The following is a 26,506-nucleotide window of genomic DNA, read 5'->3' as shown; positions in this document are numbered from 1 at the left end:
CAAGTCGAGCTTGACCTCGTCTCGAACATAGGTCGGTTGGAGCGCACGCGTGGCCGATTCACGAATTTCCACGGGAACTCAGGGAATATCCGCCTCACCAGCGGTTGCGCACGTCCTCCGCCCACCCGACGATCCCCTCGAGCCGCACCCACTCACCCGCGTCGTCGCGCACCCGCCCCGACCAGTGGCCGAAGCACTGGTGGGTGCGCGACGCGAACACCTTGAGGTCGATGACCGAGCGCTTGAGGTGGAAGGGCGTGAAGGTGAGCTCGACTCCCTCGCCCGTCACCCGCCACGGCGCGAGCCAGTCGTCGGTGTCGTAGGTCCAGTCGAGCTCCTCGCTGACCTTGGTCAGGTGCCCGTCCACCAGCAGCGCGTTCTCGGTCGCCCCGGTGCCGTCGGTCCACTTCCCGCCGACCTGGATCCCGACGACGCGCCCGTCGGTGCGACCGGAGCCGGCGCCCCAGTTCCAGTGCATCGCGTACGGCCAGCGGCCGCGGCCGTGGTCGAGGACGGCCCACGACTCCCCCGGCGGTACGTCGTACTCCACCCCGTCGACCCACAGCGTGCCGACGGCCGGGCGGGCGACGTCCTTGACGGTGTACTGGAAGAGCCGGTCGCTCCACGGCACGACGACGCCGAGGAACTCGTGGTCCGGCGGCCGCTCCGCGATGACGTCGACGCGCACCCGCGCTCCTTCGGCGCGGAGCCGCGTGCCGCCCTCGACCTCGTCGAGGTCGATCCGGACCTTCTTGGTGCGAGCGCGCGCCGGCCCAGCGCCCAAGGTGCCCGGCAGGGTGGCGCTGCGCCCGAGGACGCCGATCGCGTCGTGGGCGACCTCCTCGCCGGTCCGCCGGTCGAGCACCCAGATGCTGTGCACGGCGGCGTAGTCGATGTCGGAGAGCACCAGCGCGACCACGTGGGTCGGCGTCGTCACGCCCCAGTACTCCCACCGCTTGTTGCGCCCGCGTCCCCGCCACCCACGACCGATGCCGTCGGTCGTGATCAGCGGCGTCCGCGTCCACCCGACCGAGTCACGGTTGAGCCGGCCGTCGGGCTGCGTGAGGGAGACGGGCGAGCTGATCTCGCGCTCGGAGAGGGTCACGCCGGGACCCTACTGACACCCAGCCCCGACGATCAGTCCTCGCGCTCCTTCGGCGGCCGCCCGCGCCTGGGCACCGGCCCCGCGTCGCGCGGCGCCCGCCCGGCTGCCCGGAGCGCGTCACGCAGCAGCAGCTCGATCTGGGCGTTGACGCTGCGGAGGTCGTCCGCAGCCCAACGCTGGAGGGCGGTGTGGACGGCAGGGTCGAGGCGCAGCAGCACGGACTTTCGCTCTGCGCCTCGCTTGGGGGCCGAGTCCCCCGCCTGCTCGTCCACGATCAGGTGTAGAGCGAGCCGGTGTTGACGACGGGCGTCGTGCCGCGTTCGGAGCAGAGGACGGTGAGCAGGTTGGACACCATCGCGGCCTTGCGTTCGGAGTCGAGCTCGACGATGTCCTTCTGCTCCAGCTGGGCGAGCGCGCTCTCGACCATGCCGACCGCACCCTCGACGATCGTCTCCCGAGCGGCGACGACGGCCGAGGCCTGCTGGCGCTGCAGCATCGCCTGGGCGATCTCGGGGGCGTACGCCAGCGCCGAGATCCGCACCTCGATGACCTCGAGCCCGGCCAGCGCGATCCGCTCCGCGACCTCGGCGGCGAGCTCGCCCGAGATCACCTCGGTGTCGCCGCGCAGGGTGACCTCGGTGGCGGCGTTGTCGTAGGGGTGGCTCATCGCCACGTGCCGCAGCGCCGACTCGGCCTGCACGGCGACGAAGTCCTCGTAGTCCTCGACCGCGAACTTCGCCCGGGCGGTGTCGGCGACCTGCCACACGACGATGGCCGCGATGTTGACCGGGTTGCCGTCGGCGTCGTTGACCTTGAGCTCGTTGGTCTCGAAGTTGTGCACCCGCACGGAGACGTTGCGCCGGGTCGAGAGCGGGACGACCATCCGCAGCCCCTGCTTCCGGACGGTGCCGACGTAACGGCCGAAGAACTGCACGACTCGCGTCTGACCGGGCGCCACGACCGCCAGCGAGGCGGAGAGCAGCAGGCCCAGGACCATGATCGCCAGGCCGCCGACGATGCGGCCGATGCCGCCCTCACCGGCGTCCGCGGCGATGATCCCGAGGACCGCGAGCCAGCCGCCGAGGCCGAGGAGCACCAGCGCCACCGCCAGCCCGGCGAACCCGTCGACCGACCACGCCACCCGCTCCGTGACGTCCACGCGGGTGCCCTCGTGGCCCACCGGGTGCCCCGCAGGCGCGCCACCCTCCGACTCGCCGGTCTCCCCGTGCTGCACGTCCCGCTCCCCGCCCATGTTCCCCAGCCCCTCGTCAGAATGTGATGACAAATAGATATCACATTCCGCAAGCAGACACTCCGTTGGTCGAGGAGGTCGCGCAGCGACCGTCACGAGGAGGCCCCCCAGCCCTGCCGAACCTCCCACCCGGAGGTGCCCGAACGGCCCTGCCGCGGCACCGCTCACGGTCCTAGCGTGGAAGCCGAAGGGAGCACCACCATGAGCAACAGCAGCACGGGCCAGGCCGGCAACGCGATCTACGGCCTCGGCATCTTCGGCGCCTGGGTCTACTTCTGGATGCAGGCCGACGGCTTCTGGCAGTACGTCCTCGCCATCCTCGAGGGCATCGTGTGGCCGGCGTTCGCCGTCTACCACGGGCTCGAGGCACTGAACGCCTGACGCCGCCACGATCACTAGGAGAGCCGGTACGCCGAGACGGCGTGACGAGTCGCGAGGACCCGCATCCCCTCCCCGACGTCGACGGCGCCCGTGAGCAGCCCGGCCGGCCCGAGCCGATCTATTGCCGAGCGGTCCAGCGACTTCCCGGTGGCGACGCACGGCTCGACGAAGCGCCGCGCACGGGTCTCGCCGAACCCGCCGAGCCCCGACCCGGCAGTGTCGAACCGGTGGCGGAAGGAGGCCGTCGCCGAGCAGAGCACCGGCTCCGCGGGGTCGATCGCACGGGACGACCCGTCGACGAGCGACAGCAGCCGCGCGCCGTCGGGGGTCGGGACGATGGCGACGTCGTCGGCGTCGACCACCCGGTCGACCCGGGCGTCCATGCGGAGGATGTCGAGCACGAGCGTGTGCACCGCCCGGGCGCCGAGCTCCTCGCGCCACGCGGTCTCGCCCGTGCGCGGGTCGTAGCCCTCGAGCCATCCCTGCGCCGACACCAGCCGCGGGTCGCGATCCTCCTGGTAGGAGCGCTGGCCCGAGAACGCGCACCTCACGGGCACCTCGGTGCGGGTGAGCTCGAGGCAGCGGATGTCGGCGCCCTCATGGCGCCACAGCACCGTGCCCGTCTCGAGGTCGAGCCCCGCCGTACGCCGCTGCCTGAGGTCGAAGCGGACCACCTCGCCCCGTTCGTACCGGTCGACGACCGCGTCCTCGGTGGTCGGGAGGAGCTGGACGACGGCCACTCCTGCTTCCTCGTCCACGAAGCCCGACTCGTCGTCGACCAGCCATCGGCGACTCCCCGTGATGCGGCCATGAGGCACGCGCCAGGAGGACTTCCCCATCCGACCGACCGCCTGGGCGACGGCGTACTGCCCCACCGGGCCGTAGACGGTGTAGACGTCGGAGTCCGGGACGAGGGAGTTGGTGCCGGCGGGGAGGCGGTCCCTCTCGGGTCGCAGCTCCCACGACCCCAGGACCCACCGCGTCTCCTCGAACCGGTCGTCCGCGGAGATCCGCAGGCACGCGTCGAGGCCGTCGTGACAGGCCGGGGCGCCGAACTGCGCGACCACCGGACGGGTACGGGCGAGCACCTTGCCGGTCCTCGGATCGAGGGCGAGGTACGGCAGCGGGGCGCCCGGGCGCAGCCGGCGACTGGTCCCCGCCTGCTGCATGACGACATACGTCTCGCCGTCCGCGGACTCGTGGACGAGGTCTCCGACGTACGCCCCGACGCTGGCGTCCACCACCATGAGCGGCCGCCGCCACAGGATGGCGCCGTCCGCGCGATCGAGTGCGACCACGTCGATCTCGTCGCCCCGTGCGGCGACGACGGTGACCACGACGTCACCGGCGGCGATCGGCTCTTGGAGGACGTCGAGGCGCGTCTTCCAGACCGGAGTCGCGGCAGTCGGCGCTGCATCGAGCACGGCTGCTGGTGTGGTGGCAGTCGTGCCGGCAGTCGGCGTCGGTGCGCCACCGCCACGACCGCTGGCGCCGCCGGAGCAGCCGGACAAGAGCGCGAGCACGACGAGGATCCCGAGAGCTTTCACCCTTCGACGCTAGGGACGCGAGCCGCTCGGCACAGCCCCCGACGTGCAATCTGTGGATGACCGGCCGTCCGATCCCACCGGACGAGCTCGACGCCCTGGCGCCCACCGCGTGAGCGACTACGCCTGGCTCGCCGCCCGCTCCCGCCGTCGCCCGCGGATCGCGCCGGCGCGCACGTAGACCACGGTGGTCACCACGTTGAGCACGACCGCCGTGGCGACGTACATCGCCAGGTTGAGCCCGGGCACCACATCGGCCGGCAGCGTGTACGCCAGCACCACCCGCGCCACCGCGTCGAGCAGCGTGCCCGCCGCCCAGAGCGCGCTCGACGTACGCCACATCCGGCGGAACCACGCGTCCTCCCGCCAGCGACGCTCCCAGTCACCTACCCAGCCGCCCCGGCCCTCGATCATCGGCTTGGCGAACTGGTACGCCAGCGGGCGGTCGGCCCACCACAGGCTCGCGAGGAACCAGAAGCCGACACCACTGGTGACCAGCGCGTCCTTGGCGAGCAGGAACCGCTCGTCGCCGGGCAGCAGCGAGATCGCGAAGCTCGCGAACAGCAGCACCGTGAAGAACGCCTCGAGCCCGCTCGGCCGATTGCCGCGCAGCAGTGAGACACACGCGGGCACCAGCGACAGCACCGCGCCGACGACGAGGGCGGCGTAGACGCTGACGCCGACGTGGCGCATCAGGTAGTACAGCGCCGTCGATCCGAGGACGCCGATGACCGGCCGGAGGAGCGTCATGCGTCCGCCCTCGTGGCGCGGTCGAACAGCTCGACCAGTTCTCGCGCGTACGCCGCGCAGTCGAGGTCGGAGTCGGACTGCAGCTGGAAGGGCACGGTCTCGACGGCTCGCTGCACCGTCGCCGCCATCACGCGGACGTCGAAGGCGCGCATCTCCCCCTGCGCCTGGCCGTCCTCGAGGATCCGCTCGAGGTGGCTGAGGTCGCTGGGCTCCTGTGTCGTCGCACCCCCGGCGCCCGCCATCACGACCTGCAGCAGGGCGGCCATCGGCTTGCGGTGGGTGTCGGAATAGCTGACGACACCGTCGATGTAGGCCCTGAGCCGTCCTCGCGGCGTCCCCTCCGCCATGACCATCGCGCCGACGTGCTCGCCGATGCCGGCGACGACGTGCTCGACCAGCGCGGACATCAGCTCGTCCTTGCCGGCGAAGTGGTAGCTGATGAGACGGGTGCTGGAGAGACCTGCGCGCTCGGCGATCCGCTTGAAGGAGGCGCTGGCGAAGCCCTCGCGAGCGATGACCTCGATCGTCGCGTCGAGGATCTGGGCTCGCCGGGCCGTCGATGCGACCGACCGCTCGGTTACCTGCATGAGTAAAGATTACGTCGGTCGAGTAACTCAGCGCAACGCGTATCCGCCTCAGCCCGTCCCGAGTCCTCGGTGAGCGTCGAGCTGTGCGAGATCCGCGGCGACGCGTCCGGCGCGCCATCCCTCGCCATTGCTCACGCTCACTGCCCGGCCCCGGGTGTGGGGCACGAGCCGATCGAACTCCTCCGCCACCCGCTCCTCCTGCGAGCGCAGCACAGGCAGGTGACCGCCGGCGCAAGCCGTCGCATCGCTGGCTTCGCGCAGACGCTCCCCGATGCGGGACGCGTAGGCGGCGAGGAAAGACTGCCGGAACGACCTCGTCCGAGACACTCCGCCCACGGTGTTCCGGCTGCCCTGACGCGCCATCGCCATGTCCGCCTGGACCAGGAGCGAGGTGGCCAACAGCTCGACGGCGTCGAGGTCGCCTGTCGCGCCTACCAGGACGATGAAGGCCTGTCGCTGCGCGAAGGCAGTGCGGCAGCGGTTGGCAGAAGCGACGGCAGCCACGAGACTCGCCTTCGCGGCGACGTACGGAGCGTCCAGCCACACCCGCCGCACGCGCGGAGCACGGGCGTCCGTCGACACTCCTTCCGCACCCAGCAGTCGTCCCAGTGCATGACGGGTGATCAGCTCCTGGGCCTTGGCGTAGAGCGCCTCCGCCTCATGCTCGGAGTCGGTGGACTCGGCCTTGGCCAGCAGCGCGCGGACCTGCGCGAGCTTGGGGTGCTCCGTCCCTCCAGCGAACCGGCTGCCGGCATCGACGGCGTCGGCGAGCAGCGGCGCGTGGGACAACAGAGCGGCGAGGCCGAGGGCCGATGCGAGGACGTCGGCCGCGTCCACGACCAGCGGCCGCTCCGCACCGACGGCGTTCACCGCCGCGACCCACGCATGGTCGCGGCGCTGACGTTCGCGGCCCTCCTCGTGCAAGGCGGCGGCGAGTGTCGACAGGTGCCGCTCCCCGAGGTGGCGTGGGACGAGCTCCGCCAGGTCTCCGGGCGGCCAGCCCGCCGAGGTCACGCCGTGCGTCACGCCGACCAGAAGGTCGGCCACGACCGCGTGCACCACGTGCGTCGGGTACGGCGCGACCGATCGCACGAGGTGCTCGGCCGACGCCGCCAGCACGCCGTCATCGAGCGTGCGCGCGCCCAGTCGGCGTACGGTCGCATGGACCTTCGCCTCGACCAGCTCGATGGCCTGCACAGCACCCCAGGCCGAGGCATCACCGGCGCGGGCCTGCGAGGACCCGGCCGTCGCACGGTCCCGAGCCTGCTTCCTCTCCCTCGCAGCCCTGCGTTTCCTGTTGTTCACGCCCACCGCTTCTGCGCCTTGCCCTCGGGGCTCACACGGTCCTCAGCCGACGGCTGCCGGACCGGCTTCGGGACGACCGTCGACGGTCGCGGTCGATGACCTCCTCGTAGGGCAGCGGCGGGTAGTCGAGGTAGCGGGGATCGGCCCTTCTCAGGACCTGCTGACTGATGACGTTGTCCTCGACCCTGATCTCGAAGAGCTCCTTGTTGTCGCGGCGACAGCCGACGACGAGACCGTCGAGGTGGTGGTCGAAGGTGAAGCCCTCGAAGACCTCGAGCCCCGACGTCGACGCCTCCGCGCCGGGCGCCAGGAAGTGCCGGACGAGGTAGTCGAGCCATCGAGTGGGCTGGTAGATCTTCTCCTCGCCGTCGAGCGCGATGCAGCAGCCCTCCCAGCACGGCACCCACCTGCACCAGATCTGCGGGTGACCCGGCGCCAGGTGGTTGCTGCGCTCCGGATCGTCGGAGCCTTGGTCGGCGTACGGGTTCGGCGAGACGTAGTAGGGACCCTCCTCCCGGTCGTAGTGCCGCGTCAGGCTGAAGGCAGACAGGTAGGCCTGCTCGGCCTCGTTGAGGCTCGGCGAGATGTCGATGTGTCCGATGAAGTCCGTCGTGTATCCCATGCCCACAGCAAAGGCTGCGCACGTCGTTCACCGCCACGGCAGCCGCCTCGACCTGTGGAGAACACGCCATTGGGCCCGTCTGTGGATGACTGGGTGCGCCCGACCTGCCGACGCGCGACGCTCGCGGCATGACCACAAACATCGACGACGTCCTGGCCCGCTACGAGCTGCGCGACCCGCAACAGCTGCTCGACGAGATCGCAGCAGCGGTCGCCCTCACGGAGGGCCGCGTGTACCTCGCGCTCGTCCACCAGCCCACCACCACGCAACGGCTTCTCGCACTGGAAGAGCTGACGCCCTTGCCCGTCGACATCGACGAGGGACACCGCGGCCGGTCGGACCTGCTCTACGACCGCGTCTGGAAGCTCGCGATACCGCCCCGCTCCGACGACTCCGCTTCGATCCTCGTCACGGTGATCGTGCGGTCCGGGATCAACGGGTGGGGAGAGGAGGAGAAGCGGTGGGCCAAGGGATGGCGCTATAGCAACCACAACTCCGCCGCGTTCGACCACGACATCATCGTGGTCACCGAGCACGGCTGGTGCTCGCTGTGGTCCCACGATGGTGGCCACGAGCCGGCGATGGTGGTCGGGTGAGGCGGCATGGGGCACCCTTGTGAGCGTGACCGTCCTGCCGCAGAGCCGGCCGCTGACCGCCGACGACCTCAGCGCCCTTCCCGATGACGGGCACCGCTACGAGCTCATCGACGGCACGCTCATCGTGACTCCGGCCCCGTCCTGGCGCCATCAGCGCGCGGTGGCCAGGCTCCTGAGGGCGCTCATGGACGCTGCTGACGGACATCTCGAGGTGCTTGCCGCGCCCTTCGACGTACGCCTGGCCGACGACACCGTCCTCCAGCCCGATGTGCTCGTCTGTCGCGTGAGCGACCTGACGCAGCGCAACCTGCCCGCCGCGCCCCTCCTCGCGGTCGAGGTGCTCTCGCCCTCGACGCGCCTGGTGGACCTCAACCTCAAGCGAGCCCGCTACGAGGCGGCCGGCTGTCCGTCCTACTGGGTCGTCGACCCGGAGGCGCCGGCCATCACTGCCTGGGACCTGCGCGACGGGGCGTACGTCGAGGTCGCCTCCGTCGCCGGCGGCGAGCGGTTCGCCGCGGCGCACCCGTTCCCGATCGCGCTCGCGCCCCGGGACCTCGTCGACTGATCGATCGGCGGGCGGGGCCACGTCAACGGCGGACCTGCAGCACCCCCCGTGCCCCGCGCTCGGCGTCGACCATGACGTGGCTGACGAACGGGTAGTCACCGGGCTCGTCCAGCTCCAGCTCGACGAACCCACCTTGCGCCGGCACCAGGGGCAGCACCTGCGCGCCGGCGTCGCGCGCCGGCCCGGAACGGCTGCCGAGCTGCCAGGCACCCTCGGAGTAGACGGTGTCGAACTGCCCGCCGACGACGTGGAAGGACGAGGCGCGGCTCGGTCCCGCGTCGAGCACCCAGATCCGGACCCGGTCGCCGGTGCGGGCGCGCAGGGGCCGGTGGGCGTACTGGTCGGGGTAGCCGTTGAACACCACGGCGTCGGGGTCCTCGGCCGCGACCTTGTCCAGGTCGGCGACCGCACCATCGGCGCCGTGGTACTGCTCGGACTGGACGAGCACGTACTCACGGTCGACGGGGGGCAGCCCGGGCGGGTCGATCACCACGGCGCCGAACAGCCCGTTGGCGATGTGGGCGGTCATCGGCATCGTGGAGCAGTGGTACATCCACACCCCGGCGCGTCGGGCGGTGAAGCGGTAGGTCAGCGACTCGCCCGGGGGGATCGTGCGCATCACCTCGTCGGGCGCGCGCACCCCGGCGTGGAAGTCGATCGAGTGCCCCATCGTCCCGTCGTTGACGAGGGTGATGACGAACCGGTCGCCGACGCGTCCGTGCAGCACCGGGCCGGGCGCGGTGCCGTTGAAGGTCCACACCTCCTGCGTCACGCCCGGCGCGACCTCGGCCTGCTGCTCGGTGACCCGGAAGGTGTAGCGGTGGACCCGCCCCGGCGCGAGTGGCGGCAGGACCGGGTCGTACGCCGAGAAGCCGGGCCCCGGGTCGCCCGGCGCGTTCAGCGGCGCGCCCGAGGCGTCGTGGCCGTGGTGCTCGTGCCCTTCGGGCTCGGCCGGCTGGGCGGGCTGGGCCGACGAGGCCGAGTTGCCCCCGGTGACGTCGACCGCGAACACCATGCCCATCTGGCGGTGCCCCACGACCGAGCACCAGCCGTCGAGGTCACGGCCGACCACACCGACGTCCAGCACCGCCTCCTCCCCGGGGGCGATGCGACCGGTGTCGGCGCCGGTCTCGAGGACGAGGTCGTGGACGTCCCCGGAGCTCTCGTTGCGCAAGGTGATGACCAGCCGGTCGCCCGCCGCCACCTCGACACGGTCGGGGGTGAACCGCATCTCCTTGGCCACCACCTCGACCTCCACGGTGTGGCCGGTGGGCGCGACCCCGGCGTCGGCGGAGCTCGTCCGGCCGAGGGCCGCGGGGTCGACGGCGCCGCCGACCGCCACGGCCAGCACGGCGAGGGCGACGCCCACGGCGGCGAGACCGGTGTTCTGCCCACGGGGTCGTACGACGGGTGCCGAGCCGGCCGTGCCCCGGTGCCGCAGACGCACGGCGAGCAGGAGCAGCGGCACGAAGCTCGCGAGCGCACCGAGCACGAGCACCGACGCCACGACGCGGACGACGCTGGGCACCGGCAGCAGGCACCACACCAGCCCGACGTTGGCCAGCGCCACCCGCAGCGCCCCGGCCGAGTCGAGCGCGCCGTTGGCGGCACGCACGGCGACGGGTCCGCCGCCGAGCACCACGGGCACGAGGTAGGAGAGGGCGCCCAGCAGCACCTGGGCGACGAACCCGGCTGCCAGGTAGGGCGCGGCCTCGTGCAGCGCGCGGGACACGTCGTCCCATCCGCCGCCGACCGCGACCCGCACGGCGACCACCGCGAGCATCACCACGATCCACAGCACGCCCGCGCCCACCGACCACGTGGGGAAGCTGGCGGGCGGCTTCGCCCGCGCGGCGGCCACCATCGGTCGGACGAGGACCGACACCCCGACGAGGTAGGTCACCAGCCCGACCGCCACCGCGCGGGGCTGGTCCGCCCACGCGGCGGCCGCGACGAGGCCGATCCCGGTGACCAGCACCGGCAGCGCCACCCGCGAGGCCTTCTCGGCACCCTCGGCCAGCCGGGTGCGCAGCATGGTGGGCCACAGGGTGACGAGCGTGCCCAGCACCGTGAGGCCCACCCAGCCGAGGACGTTGATGCCGGCGTGCGCGATCCGCACGCGCGCGTCCAGCGGGTCGGACAGCCCGCGGGCGAGCCACACGCCGAGCGTGGCGCCGACGGGGAGGAGGGCACCCGCGGCCAGGTAGTAGTGCACCGTCGGTGCGAAGCGGGAGCGGAACCTGCCGCGCAGTCCCCGGGCCAACGACACCACGTGACCCACGACGGCCAGCGCCACTCCGGTGGCGCCGACCAGGACGAGGAGCCAGACATCGGAGCCGACCCCCACGGTGACCGCGACGGCGCCGAGGTCGAAGACCGCCAGGCGGATCGACTGCTCGCGCCGGGGTGTCGCCGGGCCACGCAGGAGCGTGTCGGCGAAGTAGCGGCTCCACACGAGGATCGAGTGGCCGGCGGCGCCGAGCAGCAGCAGGTGCAGCAGCAGCCAACGCGGCTCGGGTACCCACTGGTGCACGAGCGCCACGACGACGGCCGCCATCAGCCAGCCCACGACCGGGAGGTCGCGGAGCGGCCAGAAGCCGCGGGTGCCGGCCGTCGGCCCGTCGGGACGGGTCGCGGAGGGCGACTGCAGTGTCGTCATCGCGCGACCTCCGGCTCGCGAGCGGCGGCCACGACGGGGCGGGGTCCGGGCGGCCCCATCGCGGTGCTCGCGGCCGCGACGACGAAGAACAGCAGCAGCGCCACCGCGTTGCCGGCCCCGCCGACCTCGCGCGCGAGGTCGTTGCCGAGGGCGTCGCCGCCCCAGAGGCGCAGCACGAGGGAGACCTGCAGCAGCAGCCACGGAGCCCACATGGCCGGCCGGTAGGGCAGCGGCACCCGGGTCACCGCCGGCAGGATGGAGGAGGCGTGCGCCATGATCATCGAGATCGCGAAGCCCAGGAAGACCGCGTGCACCAGCGCGTCGTACGCCGCTCCGTCAGCCGGCTGCCCGGCGATGAGCCAGACGCTCCCCGCGACGGCCAGCCAGCCCTGGCCGGCCAGCATGCAGGCGGCCGCGAAGCGGGGCAGACCGGAGCCGCGGACGGTCCGCCGCGCGACGTCGTACGACGCCAGCCAGGCCGCCAGCAGGAGGACCACCAGGCCCAGGGCGCCGGCTCCGGCACGGGGCCACATCGTCGCTGCCGGCACCCCGACCGTGACTGCGAGACCCAGCAGCACGAGCGAGGTCCCGGCTCCCGGTGGCATCGCCAGCCGGGCCAGCTCGAGCCGCTCGCCCGCGATCGTCAGCACCACGAATCCGGCGAGCCACGGCAGCGCGAGGGGCAGGTCGGCCCCGCCGAGCGCGAGGACGGCTCCGCCGAGGGCGAGGACCGCGCCGAGCGCGGAGACCAGGACTGCGTCGTCGCGCTGGCGCCGCCACAGGGGTACGTAGAGAAGGCACAGCCCTGCCGTGCCGGCCACCAGGAGCGGGTGTCCGAGCCGGTCCACACCTGGTGCGAGCAGGAGCAGGGCGCCGGATCCGAGGAGCGCGGGGGCCGCGTAGCCCCACGGTGAGCCGAGTGCCACCGCGCGCTCGAGCGCCACGAGCGTGCCCACGAAGCCGAGCACCATCAGCAGCCCGTGGGCCTCACTGAGACGCCCCGAGTGGACCGGTGCCCACACGCCGAGCAGCGTGAGGCCGGCGTCGACGCCGACCACCATCGCGACCCCGGCCGGGACCGCCAGCAGCGCGCGCGGCGCGGGCACCCGCCGCGCGCTCACGGGAGGGTCACCACGCAGCCCAGGGTGTCCGGGCGCGGCCGGAGCCCCGCTCCGTCCTGGCCGAGCACGCCCTCGATGAGCCCGAGGTGGACAGCGCACACGACCGCGGGGTGCGAGCGTGCCGCCTCCAGGATGGGGCAGGCATGCAGCGTGACCTGGTCGCCAGTGTCGTGGGGCGCGAAGCCGGTGTGGGCGAGGGCCAGCAGGACGCGGTCGCGGCCGTCCTCGACCGCCCCGAGCTGGGATCGGAGCCGCTCACCCCAGGCCAGGCCGCCGCGCGTGGCCGCGGGATCGAGGGTGCCGTCCTGTCCCGCGCCCGGGTGGGCGTCCGCGCTCGAGCCCGGTGCCGCTCCCCGGTCCAGGCCGGAGGCGAGCGCCATCGCGAGCGCGGCGTACTCCGGCTCGCGGGCGAGGTAGCTCCACGCCGGGCGACCACGACCACCGCTCCGGCTGGCGATGCGGCTCGCGTTGCCTCCCGCCACGATCGTGTCGAGGTGGCCTCTCAAGGTGTTGGGGTGCAGGCCGGTGCGGTCCTGGAGCTCGCTCAGCGTCAGGGCGCGCCCCGCGTCGCGGAGCGTGGCCAGCACACGTGCCTGGGCGGCGGTGACGCCCTGCTCATTTATTTCCACGGGATTCATTGTATGTTATTGATGAACCCGATGCCCACCCGAGGAGGCACCCATGTCCACCGTCACGATCGCCAGCACCCACGCAGACGCCGAGGCAGCCGAGAAGGTCGAGGAGCACCATGCCCAGATGGCCGGCCGGCTCGCGCTGCTCACCGGCGACGTCCTGCGCACGGCACGCACGGACCGCGCCGAGACCGCGCGGCAGGCCCTGCTGTCCTGGCTGCGCGACGAGCTCGTGCCGCACGCGGCCGCGGAGGAGAAGACCCTCTACCCCGCCGCCGCCCAGATCGCCGAGGCCCGCCTGCTGGTCGAGGCCATGCTGGAGGAGCACGTGCTCATCCACCGACTGGTGGCCGACCTCGAGCGCGCCGAGGACCCGGTGGAGGCGGCCGGATTCGCCCGGGCTCTCGAGACGCTGTTCGGCAGCCACCTCGCCAAGGAGAACGACCAGCTGATCCCGACCCTCGTCGCCTCACCGAGCTACTCGGTGGCCGAGATGCTGACCGGCATGCACGAGCTGCTCGGCGGCCACGACGACCACGACCACGCTGGCGACGCGGCAGCCACCGAGGCCGGCCATGGCGGGCACCAGTGCGCGTGCGGAGGCCACGACGACGCAGGCCTGCCCGAGCTCGACGTACGCGTCATCCCGCACGCGATCCGCCACGCGACGATCTTCGGTGCGCTCGACGGCCTGCGCCCGGGTGCCGGCCTGCTCCTGGTCGCCGACCACAACCCGCTGCCGCTCCTCGCCCAGCTCGAGCAGCGTGCCCGCGGCGCCTTCGCCGTGTCCTACCGCGAGTCGGGCCCGGAGGTCTGGCGCCTCGAGCTGAGCAGGAGCTGACCCGATGCCGCGGCGGCGATCACTGCTCGGCTCGCGCCTCCCCGACGAGCCGCTCCTCGACGGCGCGCCCCACCTGTCGTGCCTGGACGGATGCAGCGGGCGCGCCGACGAAGCCCAGGCGATGCATGGACGACCAGGTCAGGACGCGCGATGACGACCAGAAGCACGCACGGCGAGGGGCACGGTCGGCCGGAGGTGGGACCGCCCGGCGGCCTCGTCGAGGTCCTTACCCGCTGGGAGGACTCAGGCGGCCACTGGAAGGTCTTGAGCTCCGGCCACGACTGGATCAACTTCGGCCTGTTCAGCTGTGACGGCTCCGAGCAGATGAGCGCCGTCAGCGGCCCGCGCACCACCGTCCTGCACGGCTACCTGGGAGGCCGCACCAGCAGCACGGAGTGAGCGCACGTGCGTCGAGGTCGATGCCGTCGTCGACGCGCCTGGCCCGTGACACCATGCACCGACACACCTGCGGCGCACGGCGGCTCGCCAGGTGACTGCCCCGAGCCGACCAGGAGGCGTCGACGGTGCCCGACCCGGACGCGTCCGTCGTACCGCCCCTGCGTGTCCACCAGCGCGAGGCCCTCGAGGCCCTCGCGAGCGCGTGGCGAGGTGCCGGCACCCCGCGGGCGTGGGTGGTGCTGCCGCCTGGCGCGGGCAAGACCCGCGTCGGCATCGAGGCCGTTGCCGCCGAGGTCCGTGAGCACCCCGACACCCGCGCGGTCGTGCTCGCGCCCAACACCGCCATCCAGTCCCAGTGGATCGCCGAGGCGCGGGCGACGGGGCTGGACGCGAGCGACGACAAGGCGCTGACCAGCAGCCTCACCTGCCTGACCTACCAGTCCCTCGCCGTCTTCGACTCCGAGGCCGCGGACGACGACGACTCGGTGCAGTCGGTCGTCGACCGGCTGCACCCCAACGGCGTCGCCCTCTTCGAGCGGATTCGGTCGCAGGACCGGCTGGTGCTCGTGCTCGACGAGTGCCACCACCTGTTGGAGGTGTGGGGGCGGCTGCTCGCCGAGCTGCTCGAGGCCGTCGACCGCGCCCACGTCCTGGCCCTCACCGCGACCCCACCCGAGAGCCTCGCCGGCGAGCAACGCGCGCTCGTTGACCGTCTGTTCGGGGCGATCCGCTACCGCGTCTCGGTGCCGGCGGTGGTCAAGGAGGGGCACCTCGCGCCCTTCGACGAGCTCGTCTGGTTGACCACGCCGACGCCGACCGAGGAGGACTGGCTCACCACGGAGGCGCTCCGGTTCACCGAGCTCACCACGCTGCTCACCACCCCCGGCTTCGGCACGGTCGGCTTCTACACCTGGCTCACCGCCCGCTTCATCGAGCCCGTTCCCGCCACCACCACGTGGGCGGCGCTCGCCGAGCGCGAGCCCGAGCTGTGCGACGCCGCGCTCCGCATGCACCACGCCGGCCTGCTCGCCCTGCCTGGCGGCGCCCGTCTGCGCGAGGAGCACCGCCACGCCCCGTCCGCCGACGACTGGGTCCGGCTGCTCGGCGACTGGCTGCTCCACCACGTCGCGGAGTCCGACGACCCTGTCGACGTCGATGTCCTCGCCACCGTCAAGGCGGCGCTGCCGTCGGTCGGCTACCAGTGGACGCGGCGCGGCGTACGCCGTGGGCGCTCAACCGTCGACCGCGTGCTCGCCCGGTCGTACGCCAAGCCCGGCGCCGCCGCCCAGATCATCGCCGCCGAGCACGCCGCCCTCGGCGACCGCGCACGGGTGCTGGTGCTGTGCGACCACGAGCGCGCGTCGGCGACCGTGCCGGTGACGCTCTGGGGTGCAGGACGCGGAGGCGGGCTCGGCGCTCGCGGCGCTCGAGGTGCTGCTGACCGACCCGAGCACCGCCGTCCTCCACCCGATGCTGGTCACGGGCTCCGTCGTCGCCGGGGCCGAGTCGACATTGCAGGACCTCGTCGCCTTCGTCGCTTCCCGGGACGCCGAGCTGGCTGCGCGGCTGCGCGTCGAGGCCGGCTCGTCGGTCGCCACCTGCTCCTCGGGTTGGACCTCGCGGACGTGGGTCGCCCACGTCACGGCGTACCTCGAGGCCGGCCGCACCCAGGTGCTCGTCGGCACCCGCGGCCTGCTCGGCGAGGGCTGGAACGCCCGCGGCGTCTCCACGCTCATCGACCTCACCACGGCGACCACGCTGACGGCCGTCGTCCAGACGCGCGGGCGGGCGCTGCGGACCGACCCGACCTGGCCCGACAAGGTCGCCACCAACTGGACGGTCGTGTGCGTCTCCGAGGCGCACCCCAAGGGCGACAACGACTGGTCGCGGCTCGTGCGCAAGCACCAGGGCTTCCACGGCATCGACGCCGACGGAGACATCGTCGACGGCGTCGCGCACATCGACGCCTCTTTCTCCCCCTTCGCCCCTCCTCCGGTCGCGTCCTTCGACGCGCTCAACGCACAGATGCTCGTCACCGCCGCCGACCGCGACGCGATCCGTGAGGCCTGGCGGGTCGGTGAGCCGTACGACGACGTCACGCTCGCGTCGCTCCGGGTCCGACTGGTGACTCCCGCACTCGTCCCGGTCGACGAGGTCGTGACGGTCGTCCCCGTCGCGCCGACCTGGCGGCTGGGACCGGAGGGTCTCGCGACGTCCGTGCCCTTGCCTGACACGAGCTGGCGTACGCCGATGGCGCTCGCCGCGGGTGCGGTCGGCGCCTCCGCCGCGGCGACGGCAGCAGGACCGTGGGCGCTCGCGGCCGCCGGTGGCCTCGGCGCACTAGCGACCCTCGGCCAGGCGGTGGTCACGCGACGCGACCACACATCCGTCCTCACCGAGTGGGTCCGGGCGCAGGTCGCGCTCACCTCATGCACGCCGCCTTTGGAGGCGGTGGCCGCCGCGGTCGCGGACGGCCTCCTGGCCGCCGGACTGACCTCGGTCGGGTCTCCCGCGCTAGCCGTCGACGTGCACCCGGGCGGCGAGTACCGCTTCCGCCTCGTCGGCACCGAAACCGACGCCGCGGTCTTCGCGACCGCCTTCGACGAGGCGATCGGCCCCGTCGGCGCCCCGCGCTACGTCGTCTCCCGCTACACCGACGCGTCACTGCCTGACGGTCCGATCCGTACGCGTCGGGGTGCCCGTGCCGCGTTGCGCGCGGCTCGCGCCACGGGCGAGGTCTGGCACCCGGTCCCCACCGTCGTCGGCCGCAACGCCACCCTCGCGGGCCACTACCTCGCCGCCTGGCGCACCTGGGTCGGCGACGGCCGGTTGTTGGCGGCCGCCAAGCCCGAGGGCGCCGGCGTCGTGGCCGCCGTCTCCGGTGAGGACCCGTTCGGCGCGACCACGGTCGTGCGGCGCACCTGGTCCTGACAAACGCGAAACCACCACCTTCTCCCGACTGATGACGCTCATCGCCGCCACCGTTCAGGACCGAAGTGCCCTCTTGAGGCCCTCCGGCGGCTCGCGATGCCAAACCACCGCGAGTTCTCTGTTAGCCCGGGTGAGGCTGGTGTAGAGAGGTCCAGTGCGGCCGAGATTGGTTGGGAATGCGCCTGGCTCGACTACCAACACGGCGTCGAACTCAAGGCCACGAGCACTTTCGGGAACGTGAAGATGGAGCATCATGCCGCCCTTCTTCCACAGTTGCTGGCTTGCCCCTGGACGACGCCAACCGTGCCGCCCCAATTCCCTCATCAGCTCTTGGGGTGCCACCGTAATGATCGCGGTTGACCCGCTTGAGTGCTTCTTGGCCAAACCCTCGGCCTTTTCAACCGCGCCCCCGGCGAGGTCGGCCGCTTTGGTGATGCGGCGCGCACCGACAGGCTCACCGTCTTCTTGGACTGTCTGGTTCCCACGCTCTTTGGCAGGCAGCAGCCGATCGGCAAACCTCAGGATGGCGCCTGTGGATCGATAGCCGCGAACCATCACGCGTGGCTCGGCGTCAGTGGGGTCAGTGAAGAACAAATGGTCGGCGATCTGCCTCCACGATGAGTACGTCACGTCCGATCGACGCTGGTTCATGTCACCAACTAAGGTCCAACGGCCGCCTCCGCGCATGTACTTACGCAGAACCGTCCACTCGATTGGCGACACGTCCTGTGCCTCGTCGACAATGATGTGATCGAACCGCTCGGCCTCACGAATTGGCTTGGCAGCGAGGTTGCACTGCGCCAGCAGCGGAAGGTAGCGACGCTGTTGGTTTGCTGTATCGAAAGGGGGAAGCCGGCGCATCCAATCGATCTCCTCGCGGTCGGTCGACAGGGGATTCCCCTTGGCGCCGTTGCTCCGGAGAAGCTCGTAGAGCGACTTGATGTCGTCACGGGGGGCGTGCTTGGCAGACTTGCCCGACCTGCGGAGGACAGATGACGCCACCTGGACCTGCTGCTGGGATCTGGAGGCAGGCAGCATGCGAGCGGCCATTTCGGCCAGGTTTGCTGCCACCCCGTCGACGTCGTCATAGTTTCCGGCAAGGGCGCCACTCAATGGCCCCTTCATGCCGGTGGTCTCGATAAGCAGTTCCGTGATGCTTGTGACCTTGACCTGATTGGCTGGAGCCAATGGTTCGATGAGACCCCGGACGTGGTTCACGTACCCTGGGGTCGGCCCAACCACCAACACCCTGAGCGGCCGATCAGCGCGTGACTCGAAGACGGCGCCCGATTCGTAAAGTGCGGGATTGACCAGATACGCGGCACGATAGGCCGCAACGACGGTCTTGCCGGTCCCCGGATGTCCCTGAACGACCAGATCCCGGTCTGCGGGCCACGAGGTCAGCTCGTGCTGGTCAGGCTGAAGCAAGGCGAGGACCGAAAGCAACCGCTCCTCCCGTGGCGCAGCGAGGCGCTTGATCACGGCGTTCTTGGCCCGCATCCCCTCGCTGATGTCTTGAAGCTTGCGCGCACGGGCCGTCCTCGCATCGGGCGCCGCCGTTGCAACCGTGTGCCGCACGGGTGCACCTGTATTCGTTCCGGCGTCGCTCGGCGTGGGAGAAGGTTGCACAGGCTCCCTCGGAGCGGCCGTACGGCGACGTGTCGTCGTCGGTGCGGGCGCGGGGATGTTCAGTCCCCTGCGAACGAACGGCGACGGCGCGTCCTCGCGCGCCCAGTCGTCGTCGACATCGCTGACCTCGGTGTTCTTGTGGGCGAACGTTCGCCGTACGACGACTGTGTCCGACCCATCAGAGTCAGGCTGAAAGAAGAGCCGAGCGATAGGCGCAGCCCAACTGTAGACACGAATGTCGCCATCATCGATGTAGCGAGAACCAATGTAGAAGTCGCGTAGATCCTCTTCGTCGGTTTCGCATCCCACTCGACCCAGGAGAGGGTGGTGATACCCGGCCGCCTTGATCTGGTAGTCGACATGGTCGATCCATAGGACGTTGCGTGCGACAGCTTGGAGCGGGTTCCGCTGGAGCTTCTTCTGCAGCTTGACCAAGTACTCCTTGTTCTTAGCCTGCTCGAAAGGCAAGTCCGGATGCGCCGCCACTCAGAACACCTCCACAACGCACACCGCGAGATCATTGGTGGTCAGAGACGGCGCTGACTTTGCTGCCAAACCACTCAGTTGCCCCTCGTATCGAGCAAGTTCCTTACGGCGCTTCCCCTCTGCCGCGGGCAGCATCTTAGAACGGCCTCGATCAATCAATGTCTGAATCCGACCATCGATGCTCTTGAGCCGGCGTTCGTGAACATCTCTGAACGAAGCTCGTCGAGTTTCCAGGAAGGCATCGTTCTCTTGTGCCAGCTCTCCGCGTCTGATCGCCACCCTTGCCTCCAGATTCATCGTCGCAAGATCTACGGCTTCAATGAGATTCGGGTGATCTCGAAGAGGGCCGGCCCGATGAGACGCCGTGGCCAGTTCCTTCATGATGGCCGAGCCAAGCGAATCACCTACCTCCGACAGGGTCCTGAGGTCGATACTCGAAGACCAGACCTCATGGATTGGTCGGATGCCATCCCAGTGAAGGACGGCAAGAAGGGAAAAATAGACGCCGGCCGTCACGCCTGCGTCCGTCGGGGACATCCGCAGGCGCGTGAACCGACCGTGCCGATGTCCCGGGGTCGCCACCGCCGCTCGCGTGAGTGGATGCGTCGCAGTAAGCAAAGGAAGGTCGGTAGTCCGGGACTGCTCCTGATCCAGTGAAACAACAAGGTTCTGGCCATCACGGAGGAGGTATGCCACCTCCTGGATTTCGACAGCGCTCCTCTCACCCGTCCGGGCCAGTGCCTGCACATGATCTGCGAGTTCTTCGTTCCCGCGAACTCGGAAGATGGTCTTGTCCCGCTCGACACTGCCGCCGAAGGTCTCTGCCCAATCCTTCACCAGCAGGCCCAACTCTTCCTGGCCAACGTAGCGGCCACTGGCAAGAAGGTCTCGTTCCAGCCCGTCGATCTCGGCGCCATCGCTACTGATGAGCATCGGGGCCGCCGACTCAACGAATTCACGATCCCGAGCCTGCATCTCGAGCGCCTGGATCATCTGGTCTGCTCGCAGCCTGCGTTGTTCCAGCGTAAGCGTGAAGTCGAAGAGCAACTTTTCGACGTGCTTCCACTCCGACTCAAGGATGGGTTCGAGCTCGCCGATTGAGTGCTCAAAGACTTGGATTCGATCCATTACCCGTTCGATGATGTCGGATTCGATCGTGCCGGGGGTGTGAAAGTTCAGAACACCGATCTTCTTCTCAACCTGCCCGATCCGGTCGATTCGACCGATGCGTTGCTCGACTTCCATCGGGTTCCACGGGAGGTCGTAGTTGACCACAGCCGAACAAAACTCAAAGTCGAGACCTTCGCTGGCAACCTTACTGGCGAGGAGGAGGTCGAAGCGACCGGCCCGGAAGTCAGCCATGACTCGTTCACGCCGTTGTTTCGGCACACCGCCGTGGAGTAGGCCAACACGAAAATCGGGCCCCAGCCGATGCTCCAGATAGCGCAGCGTCCGCCGGGAGAACGTGAAGACGATGGCTTGCTTCCGCTGCCGGATAAGGTCCCCGACTGCCATCACAAACTGGTCGTACTTCGAGTCCGTTCGCAATTCGCGGGCCAACTTCACCAACCGAGCGCTCGGCGCGAGCTCGGACGACTTGATGGCTGGCGCATCAGCAGGGTCCTCGATCTCAAGATCCGACGAGCGACCCCACTCCAGCACGTATCTAGCAGCCTCTGGGAGGCAACTGCCCGCCAGACGTAGTGGCATCTGCATCGCGAAGTTGATTGCTGAGCCTGCAAGATCAGCGCGATCAACGCACCACTCGTAATAGGCCCCGTAGAAGCTGGCTTCGGCCTCATCGAAGGTGACCTTGATGGGATGGGGCTCCCGCAGAGGCTTCTCCTCCTGAACATCAACCTTGCGTGTTCGCGTGATTTGCGCTGACAAACCGTGAAGTTCCGCGCACAGGCGCTTGAGCGCTACGGCCGAAGCGACATCCAACGTGTCCATCGCGAGGATGCTTTGTAGGACCTTGAAGTCTGGTCTTGAGGCGAGAATCCGACCGAAAACGTCCTGTTCCAACTCCCTCAGCCACGCGCGCCGGTCGGCGTTCGTGACGGACGGGTCCGTGAGTGACTTGGTCAGCTTGTTGAGAACGCGATTCGGCGCGATGCGGGCTTCCAGCGACTCAACATCATCGAACTCACCGGGCACAAGAAGCGACAAGAGATTGAAGAGGTCACGATTCTTGAGGTTCACGGGTGTTGCCGACAGCATGACCAGAGCGTCTGTCCACTCCTGGATGTTCTCGCCAAGCTCGTAGCTCTTCGTGTCAGAGTTTCGGAAAGCGTGAGCCTCGTCAATGATTGACAGGTCGAACTGCAGTCCGAGTTCACTGGCGCGCTCATTGCCGTCCCAAACCCTGAGCCGTTCAATGCTGCTGACGTATGCGACACGACGCGGGACGCGATCCGTCTCCAAGCGCTCGAGCAGGTCTGCGAGTCCCGGATTGTCGAGTTCGACCAGAAGGAATCCGAATCGCTCCTCCATCTCGCGCTTCCACTTCTGCACCAGCGCGCTCGGACACACCACAAGTACCCGGTCCGCTTGTCGTCTGGCCTCCATCTCCGTCCAGACGAGACCTGCTTCGATCGTTTTGCCCAGGCCGACCTCGTCAGCGATGAGGAGGCGCAGGGTGCCGGTATCAAGCAACTTCTGGACAGGTTTGAACTGATAGGGCCGGAAAATCGTTCTCGTAGCCCTGAACGAGAACATGGTGTCCGTGAAGTTGCCCTCTAGTTTGGCCCGCGTAAGGGTCGCGGCAAATCGTGCAGGCGACACGGGAGGGCCGCTTACCCACGCCGCGGCATCGTCGACCATCGGACGAGGTCGAAGGTCTGCCTCGGAGCGTCGCAGAACTTGCCCGCCGGAGAACACCTGGTACAACCAACCCCCGGCGACATAACGACGATTGGGGCGGACTACTCCGTCTTTTCCGTCTGCGGTGACGATAACGTCCTCGCCCACGGAGAAGGCTGGTCTGTCAACAGGCGCCGCGTCGTCCCAGGCGGAGTCCACCCATCCAAGCGCGTTATCCAGCGACGAGCCCTCCTGGATACGGTCGGGCTCTGCTGCTGTGCTCGCGCCCGGCGAAACCCCGCTGGTCACAGCCAGCGCGACGGTGGGGTTTACACCCGAGAACCAATACACGCCTTGTGGAAGCTGCACAGGTGGAGCGGGAGCGATGCGTGCTTCCGACACGAGGTCGATCACATCGGGAACTCCTGGTCCGAAAACGAGGAGTTGCACGAAATGCCCGGTTCGGAGGATCTCTTCTAGGTCGGTGGTGACCGGGTGGTAGCCGTGGGTCGAGGTGATCGTCGACGGTTCTGGGGCGGAACTCACCGTGGGCGCCCCGGTGCCTTCTTAGCCGCACGGCGGGGCGCCGGCGCACCGAGTACCTCGGTGGCCATCTGCACCCATCTGGGGTGGTCGACTCCGCCGCGATCGTCACTCCACATCAGAACGCCTTGGGCGCCTTCCGCGTCAGGCTCGTCGAAGGGACGGAAGCCGTGCGCGAGGTACCAAGTTTTCTTGGCGGCCCAGTCGGCGGCGTACTTGGGGTTGCCCATCATGCCGAGGTGCTCCCATATGACGGTGTCACCCGATGCGGTTTCGATGGTGAAGTCGGGGTACTTGGTGACCCCTTCCATCGTCAACGGCTGCTCGTACGACCAGCGATCGGGTGCGAGGTCCTCGAGTATTGAGGCGACGATGACCTCGTTCTTGCTGCGCACCATCACATTGCCAGGCGCAACGTGAATGAGGTTGCTGTCGAACCTGCGGAGCCCGTCCCCCACGGTGATGTCTCGCGGGGAGGGTGGCTTGAACAGGTCCGTCATGCGCCGGGCGGTCTCCGAGAGCGCCGGCGAGGTCAGGGCGAAGATGTCGTCGATGGACCCCTCGTGGAGGATGACGACCTTCTCGGTCTGCCGCGTCAGGGCTGTGTAGAGCAGCTCGCGACTGACGGCGACCCGTGACGGTAGAACCAAGAACGTCGTACCGAACTCCGACCCCTGCGACTTGTGCACCGTGACAGCCCAGGCGAGCTCGAGTGGGGGATCGTCCGTGGCCGATGGACGATAGCCATAGGTGGCGCCGACCTGGGAGGAGAACTCAACGTTCGCGAAGGTCGGCGACTTGCTGGCCCGCCCGACCACCACGCCGATCTCTCCATTGGCGACGTAGTTCAGACCCGCTCCGTCCGGGTAGGCCTTGGCACGACCATCGTTACGGGTCTGCATGACCTTGTCCCCGAGAACGATCTGCTCGGGACCCAACGGCTTGGGTGGGCGGTGCCCCCACGGATGTTGGGCCCAGGCGAGATCCCCTGCGCGATAGCGGTGCTTGATCAGGCGGTTCAGCTCGACCGTGCCGAAGACGCGAGATCGGGTCGGGGAGAGGATCTGCCAGGCCTCGCAGTTCTGTCCGGCGCCGGGCATGTCGCCCTGGTCAGGACCAACCTTCCAATTGACCCACTTGCCGTCCGGCGACAGATGCCCACCATAGGTCAGTTTGAACGCCTTCTCTGGCTCAGGATGATCAACCAGGAAGAACTCCGATTCGATCGCGTCGATCAGAGTCCCGACCACTCCCTCGTCACCCCACTGCCGGCACTCCAGGGTGGGTGACTTCTCGCCCAAGCGCAGCTTCTGCCAAATCGCATCCGCTGCTGGCGGCAGGTCTCCCCCGCCGAACCAGCGTGCAAGCGCAAGATCGTCACGCTCGGCGTCCTTGCCTTTCTGACGTCGAAAGACTGTGAGCTCGACGTAACCTGGGGCGACGCGGTGGTCAGCGGGGAACGTCTCGGGCTTGAGCCATTCGACGATGTCGACGAACGGTCGCCCGGCCCCAATCGGAGGCAGCTGGCGGTGGTCCCCCACAAGCACGAGGCGCTTCACGCCCTTGAGTGCACTGAGGGTCGCAGCCAGCATCTCCTCGGTGAGCATCGATGATTCATCGATGACGACGAGTCCAAACTGCTCCCTCTTGGCCGGGTCTACCGCGACATAGCGCCCGGTGTCTGAGTCATAACCACCCTTGTTGACGAGGAAGCTGGCCAGCGTCCGGGCAGGATGTCCGACCTTGGACTGCAGTTGAACACGCGCTTTTCCGGTTGGCGCGAGAAGCAGGACACCGTCCGCCTGGATGCTGGGCTCTTGAACCAGGGCCTCGAGGACCGACGTCTTTCCGGTACCCGCTGGACCCACCAGCACTGTGAGTCGAGAGGCGAACAACTCCTCCAGGCCGACTGCTTTCTCGGACCGGGCCAACTCCTCTTGGATATCACTCGGGTCCTGGTTGCCGAACTTGTGGTCGATCCGCTGACGAGCATCGAAAGTCACTGCGAATCGACCCGCAGCGCGACGCTCCCGCATGTGGTCGGAGATGTCGAGGCCAACCTCGTGGAGGTGCACCAGCTTGTACGCCGGGAGCCCGCCCTCGAACTCCGCGCCCACCAGCGGCGTCCAGCGCGGATAGTCAACGAGGCTTGCAGCGTCGAGGTGGTGTGACTTGAGCAGGGCCTTGGACACGGGGCATGGTCTTGTCACCGTGACTTCGGCGGCCAAGGACAGGACTTGGTCCTGCCCCGCGATGGTGTCGCCTTCGTCGGCGAGACGCTCAAGAACCTCGACGAGGAGCGCTTCCACGCGGCGATCGTCCCCGGGATCAGTCATCCCGGTCAGGTCAGCGATGAGGTTCGCCCAATCGACGTTGGTCGCGGGGAAGCAGGCCTGGTCGACGGTGGCGAACGCGATCGGATTGAGAGATCGATAGGTGCATGTTGAGGCGAAGTACGGGTTCTCCACGAGCTCCGCGGCCGTCACCCCTACCGTGGATCGTCCATCCATGAGGTCGGACACCTGTGCTGCATCAACGTCCATGGCTGACAGCACTCTCAGCGCCGCTCGTTCATCACCTTCAAGTCCGCGCCACGTGCCCCCGACAGACGGAGGCAAAGCTGCCGTTAGTTCCTTGCCCAGCTCCTGAGCCGGATCAAGCGCCCGCTCGACGACTGACCAAGGGTCCTGCCGCCAATCTGCGTCCTCCATCAATCGTCTGATCACCTGGTGCGCTGACTCCGCCCCGAGGTAGCGAAGGACGGCGGCAAGGCCGGGGGCCGGCCCTCGCAGTTGCCACAGCCTGTCGATCTGCTCGTCAACCCATGCCAGCGCGGATCGAGGAACACTGATTCCGAGGCTCTCCATCCCGTCTGCGGCTGCCCGAACTGCCTTCAGCGCCGCGATGGCTGTGTCGTCCGAAAGGTGTTCCGTGACATACGAGAACTCATGTGTGGAGTCCGCTGGGGCCCACGCGAGCGCGCTGCTCACGTCCACACCGCTGTCCAGCAGGGGAACCAGTTCTTGGTAGGGAAGGAGGATGCCCTGCTTCTGGTCCGGCCGCAGGCTGTGGCCGACGAGCGTTTCCCACATGGACGAATCGAACGGTTGGTCGCCCGACTGATTCCACATCGCAGGGGCGGTCACAGAGGTGACGAGGGCAGCTCCAACAAGCAGCCGCTGGGTCGACTCTTCCTGCAGTGGGGAGTGCTTCAGGTAGACCAGCACAAGACTGGCATCCGGGACGACGTCGGCGAAGAACCTCGAGATCAGGGCTCGCTGATTGTGCCCATCCATCAACCAACCCGGGGTGAACTTGAGCACGCTGTGAGCGTGGTCTTCGCGCTCCGGGCGGTAGTCATCCACCTCCCGCCACAGTTCTTCGTCGACGGTCTCCCTGCTGAGCCAGCGAAATGGCACACCCTCGAAGGCGTACGGCGGAACCGTCACCGTGGTCGGATGCAAGTGCCCCTTGAGGGCTCGGTTGACGCGGTACGGGTGTTCCTTGGTCACCGTGTAACCGTGTGAAGACATGAAACTGCCCCGCTCGCTGAGACACGGCAAGCGCTCCGGCGAGTGCAGGTCGGCGATGGATGTTCCGGCAACCTCCAGCTCCCAGGGGTCGTCGCGCTTGTCACCGATGTTCTTGAGCAGCAGACACGAGCTGTTGTCCAGGGGAGCGCGACACACCTTGTCGTCCCACGGCTGGTCACGCCACGGCACTCGCATCGAGATGTGTTTGACAAGGGTCATGTCG

General features: G+C 69.1%; 19 protein-coding genes and 3 pseudogenes. 8 read left to right on the top strand and 14 right to left on the bottom strand.

The window, feature by feature from the left end; genetic code table 11:
• Positions 1 to 94: 94 nt before the first annotated feature.
• From ASC64_RS03530 to ASC64_RS03520, 3 genes are read right to left on the bottom strand one after another with little or no spacing between them, the layout of a single operon-like run.
• Positions 95 to 1,105 carry a DUF2804 domain-containing protein gene (locus tag ASC64_RS03530; RefSeq protein ID WP_056906100.1) on the bottom strand — a complete coding sequence of 337 codons (1,011 nt, stop codon included), beginning with the start codon at positions 1,103 to 1,105 and terminating at the stop codon, positions 95 to 97.
• Between the two features lie 32 nt (positions 1,106 to 1,137).
• Positions 1,138 to 1,323, bottom strand: coding sequence for a hypothetical protein (locus ASC64_RS03525; protein WP_235563498.1), 186 nt, complete (start codon positions 1,321 to 1,323; stop codon positions 1,138 to 1,140).
• Positions 1,324 to 1,379: 56 nt separating this feature from the next.
• Positions 1,380 to 2,357 (bottom strand): SPFH domain-containing protein, encoded by a 978-nt coding sequence (locus ASC64_RS03520; protein WP_056906099.1) that lies wholly within the window; start codon positions 2,355 to 2,357, stop codon positions 1,380 to 1,382.
• Positions 2,358 to 2,558: 201 nt separating this feature from the next.
• On the opposite strand from ASC64_RS03520, the gene ASC64_RS03515 reads away from it, so the two are divergent.
• On the top strand, positions 2,559 to 2,738 hold the full coding sequence (locus tag ASC64_RS03515) for a hypothetical protein (RefSeq protein ID WP_056906098.1): 180 nt from the start codon (positions 2,559 to 2,561) through the stop codon (positions 2,736 to 2,738).
• A gap of 14 nt (positions 2,739 to 2,752) precedes the next feature.
• Here ASC64_RS03515 and ASC64_RS03510 read toward each other — a convergent pair whose 3' ends face one another.
• From ASC64_RS03510 to ASC64_RS03490, 5 genes are all read right to left on the bottom strand, one after another.
• Positions 2,753 to 4,285, bottom strand: coding sequence for an outer membrane protein assembly factor BamB family protein (locus tag ASC64_RS03510; RefSeq protein ID WP_156384990.1), 1,533 nt, complete (start codon positions 4,283 to 4,285; stop codon positions 2,753 to 2,755).
• A 117-nt stretch (positions 4,286 to 4,402) separates the two neighbouring features.
• Positions 4,403 to 5,032: a VC0807 family protein gene (locus ASC64_RS03505; protein WP_056906096.1), complete on the bottom strand. Its 630-nt coding sequence runs from the start codon at positions 5,030 to 5,032 to the stop codon at positions 4,403 to 4,405.
• The gene (locus tag ASC64_RS03500) at positions 5,029 to 5,619 is read right to left on the bottom strand and encodes a TetR/AcrR family transcriptional regulator (RefSeq protein ID WP_056906095.1); all 591 of its coding nucleotides are present in this window, start codon (positions 5,617 to 5,619) and stop codon (positions 5,029 to 5,031) included. The genes ASC64_RS03505 and ASC64_RS03500 overlap by 4 nt, the downstream gene beginning before the upstream one ends.
• A 48-nt stretch (positions 5,620 to 5,667) precedes the next feature.
• Positions 5,668 to 6,816 carry a DUF2786 domain-containing protein gene (locus ASC64_RS03495; protein WP_156384989.1) on the bottom strand — a complete coding sequence of 383 codons (1,149 nt, stop codon included), beginning with the start codon at positions 6,814 to 6,816 and terminating at the stop codon, positions 5,668 to 5,670.
• A gap of 139 nt (positions 6,817 to 6,955) precedes the next feature.
• The gene (locus tag ASC64_RS03490; RefSeq protein ID WP_056906093.1) at positions 6,956 to 7,546 is read right to left on the bottom strand and encodes a hypothetical protein; all 591 of its coding nucleotides are present in this window, start codon (positions 7,544 to 7,546) and stop codon (positions 6,956 to 6,958) included.
• 128 nt (positions 7,547 to 7,674) lie between these two features.
• On the opposite strand from ASC64_RS03490, the gene ASC64_RS03485 reads away from it, so the two are divergent.
• Both ASC64_RS03485 and ASC64_RS03480 read left to right on the top strand, forming a co-directional pair.
• Complete coding sequence (locus tag ASC64_RS03485; protein ID WP_056906092.1) at positions 7,675 to 8,142, top strand: hypothetical protein; 468 nt, start codon at positions 7,675 to 7,677, stop codon at positions 8,140 to 8,142.
• A 25-nt stretch (positions 8,143 to 8,167) separates the two neighbouring features.
• Positions 8,168 to 8,707 (top strand): Uma2 family endonuclease, encoded by a 540-nt coding sequence (locus ASC64_RS03480; RefSeq protein WP_235563497.1) that lies wholly within the window; start codon positions 8,168 to 8,170, stop codon positions 8,705 to 8,707.
• 22 nt (positions 8,708 to 8,729) lie between these two features.
• On the opposite strand, the gene ASC64_RS03475 is transcribed toward ASC64_RS03480, so the two are convergent.
• Genes ASC64_RS03475 through ASC64_RS21910 form a run of 3 tightly spaced genes read right to left on the bottom strand, consistent with a single transcriptional unit; the run spans position 8,730 to position 13,116 of the window.
• Positions 8,730 to 11,366, bottom strand: coding sequence for a multicopper oxidase domain-containing protein (locus ASC64_RS03475; protein ID WP_056906090.1), 2,637 nt, complete (start codon positions 11,364 to 11,366; stop codon positions 8,730 to 8,732).
• Positions 11,363 to 12,487, bottom strand: coding sequence for a hypothetical protein (locus ASC64_RS03470; RefSeq protein ID WP_056906089.1), 1,125 nt, complete (start codon positions 12,485 to 12,487; stop codon positions 11,363 to 11,365). Before ASC64_RS03470 ends, ASC64_RS03475 begins: the two co-directional genes overlap by 4 nt.
• On the bottom strand, positions 12,484 to 13,116 hold the full coding sequence (locus tag ASC64_RS21910; RefSeq protein ID WP_162245766.1) for a helix-turn-helix transcriptional regulator: 633 nt from the start codon (positions 13,114 to 13,116) through the stop codon (positions 12,484 to 12,486). Before ASC64_RS21910 ends, ASC64_RS03470 begins: the two co-directional genes overlap by 4 nt.
• A gap of 52 nt (positions 13,117 to 13,168) precedes the next feature.
• On the opposite strand from ASC64_RS21910, the pseudogene ASC64_RS23075 reads away from it, so the two are divergent.
• The 5 genes and pseudogenes from ASC64_RS23075 to ASC64_RS22650 all read left to right on the top strand — a co-directional run.
• A pseudogene (locus tag ASC64_RS23075) lies at positions 13,169 to 13,570 on the top strand (hemerythrin domain-containing protein); the annotation flags it as partial.
• Positions 13,571 to 13,702: 132 nt separating this feature from the next.
• Positions 13,703 to 13,960, top strand: a pseudogene (locus ASC64_RS23070) (DUF2249 domain-containing protein); the annotation flags it as partial.
• 150 nt (positions 13,961 to 14,110) lie between these two features.
• Complete coding sequence (locus ASC64_RS03455) at positions 14,111 to 14,359, top strand: hypothetical protein (protein WP_056906086.1); 249 nt, start codon at positions 14,111 to 14,113, stop codon at positions 14,357 to 14,359.
• A 125-nt stretch (positions 14,360 to 14,484) separates the two neighbouring features.
• Positions 14,485 to 14,982 (top strand): annotated as a pseudogene (locus ASC64_RS22655) (DEAD/DEAH box helicase); the annotation flags it as partial.
• A 766-nt stretch (positions 14,983 to 15,748) separates the two neighbouring features.
• Positions 15,749 to 17,290, top strand: coding sequence for a hypothetical protein (locus ASC64_RS22650; protein ID WP_235563519.1), 1,542 nt, complete (start codon positions 15,749 to 15,751; stop codon positions 17,288 to 17,290).
• A 54-nt stretch (positions 17,291 to 17,344) separates the two neighbouring features.
• On the opposite strand, the gene ASC64_RS03445 is transcribed toward ASC64_RS22650, so the two are convergent.
• Genes ASC64_RS03445 through ASC64_RS03435 form a run of 3 tightly spaced genes read right to left on the bottom strand, consistent with a single transcriptional unit; the run spans position 17,345 to position 26,502 of the window.
• On the bottom strand, positions 17,345 to 19,405 hold the full coding sequence (locus ASC64_RS03445) for a UvrD-helicase domain-containing protein (protein WP_056906085.1): 2,061 nt from the start codon (positions 19,403 to 19,405) through the stop codon (positions 17,345 to 17,347).
• Positions 19,406 to 22,753 (bottom strand): DEAD/DEAH box helicase, encoded by a 3,348-nt coding sequence (locus tag ASC64_RS03440; protein WP_156384987.1) that lies wholly within the window; start codon positions 22,751 to 22,753, stop codon positions 19,406 to 19,408.
• The gene (locus ASC64_RS03435; RefSeq protein ID WP_056906083.1) at positions 22,750 to 26,502 is read right to left on the bottom strand and encodes an AAA family ATPase; all 3,753 of its coding nucleotides are present in this window, start codon (positions 26,500 to 26,502) and stop codon (positions 22,750 to 22,752) included. The genes ASC64_RS03440 and ASC64_RS03435 overlap by 4 nt, the downstream gene beginning before the upstream one ends.
• Positions 26,503 to 26,506 lie beyond the last annotated feature (4 nt).

The organism is Nocardioides sp. Root122 (assembly GCF_001425025.1).
Lineage (GTDB): Bacteria > Actinomycetota > Actinomycetes > Propionibacteriales > Nocardioidaceae > Nocardioides.
The sequence above is the reverse complement of the archived record's forward strand: the minus strand, read 5'-3'. Positions and strand labels throughout refer to the sequence as shown.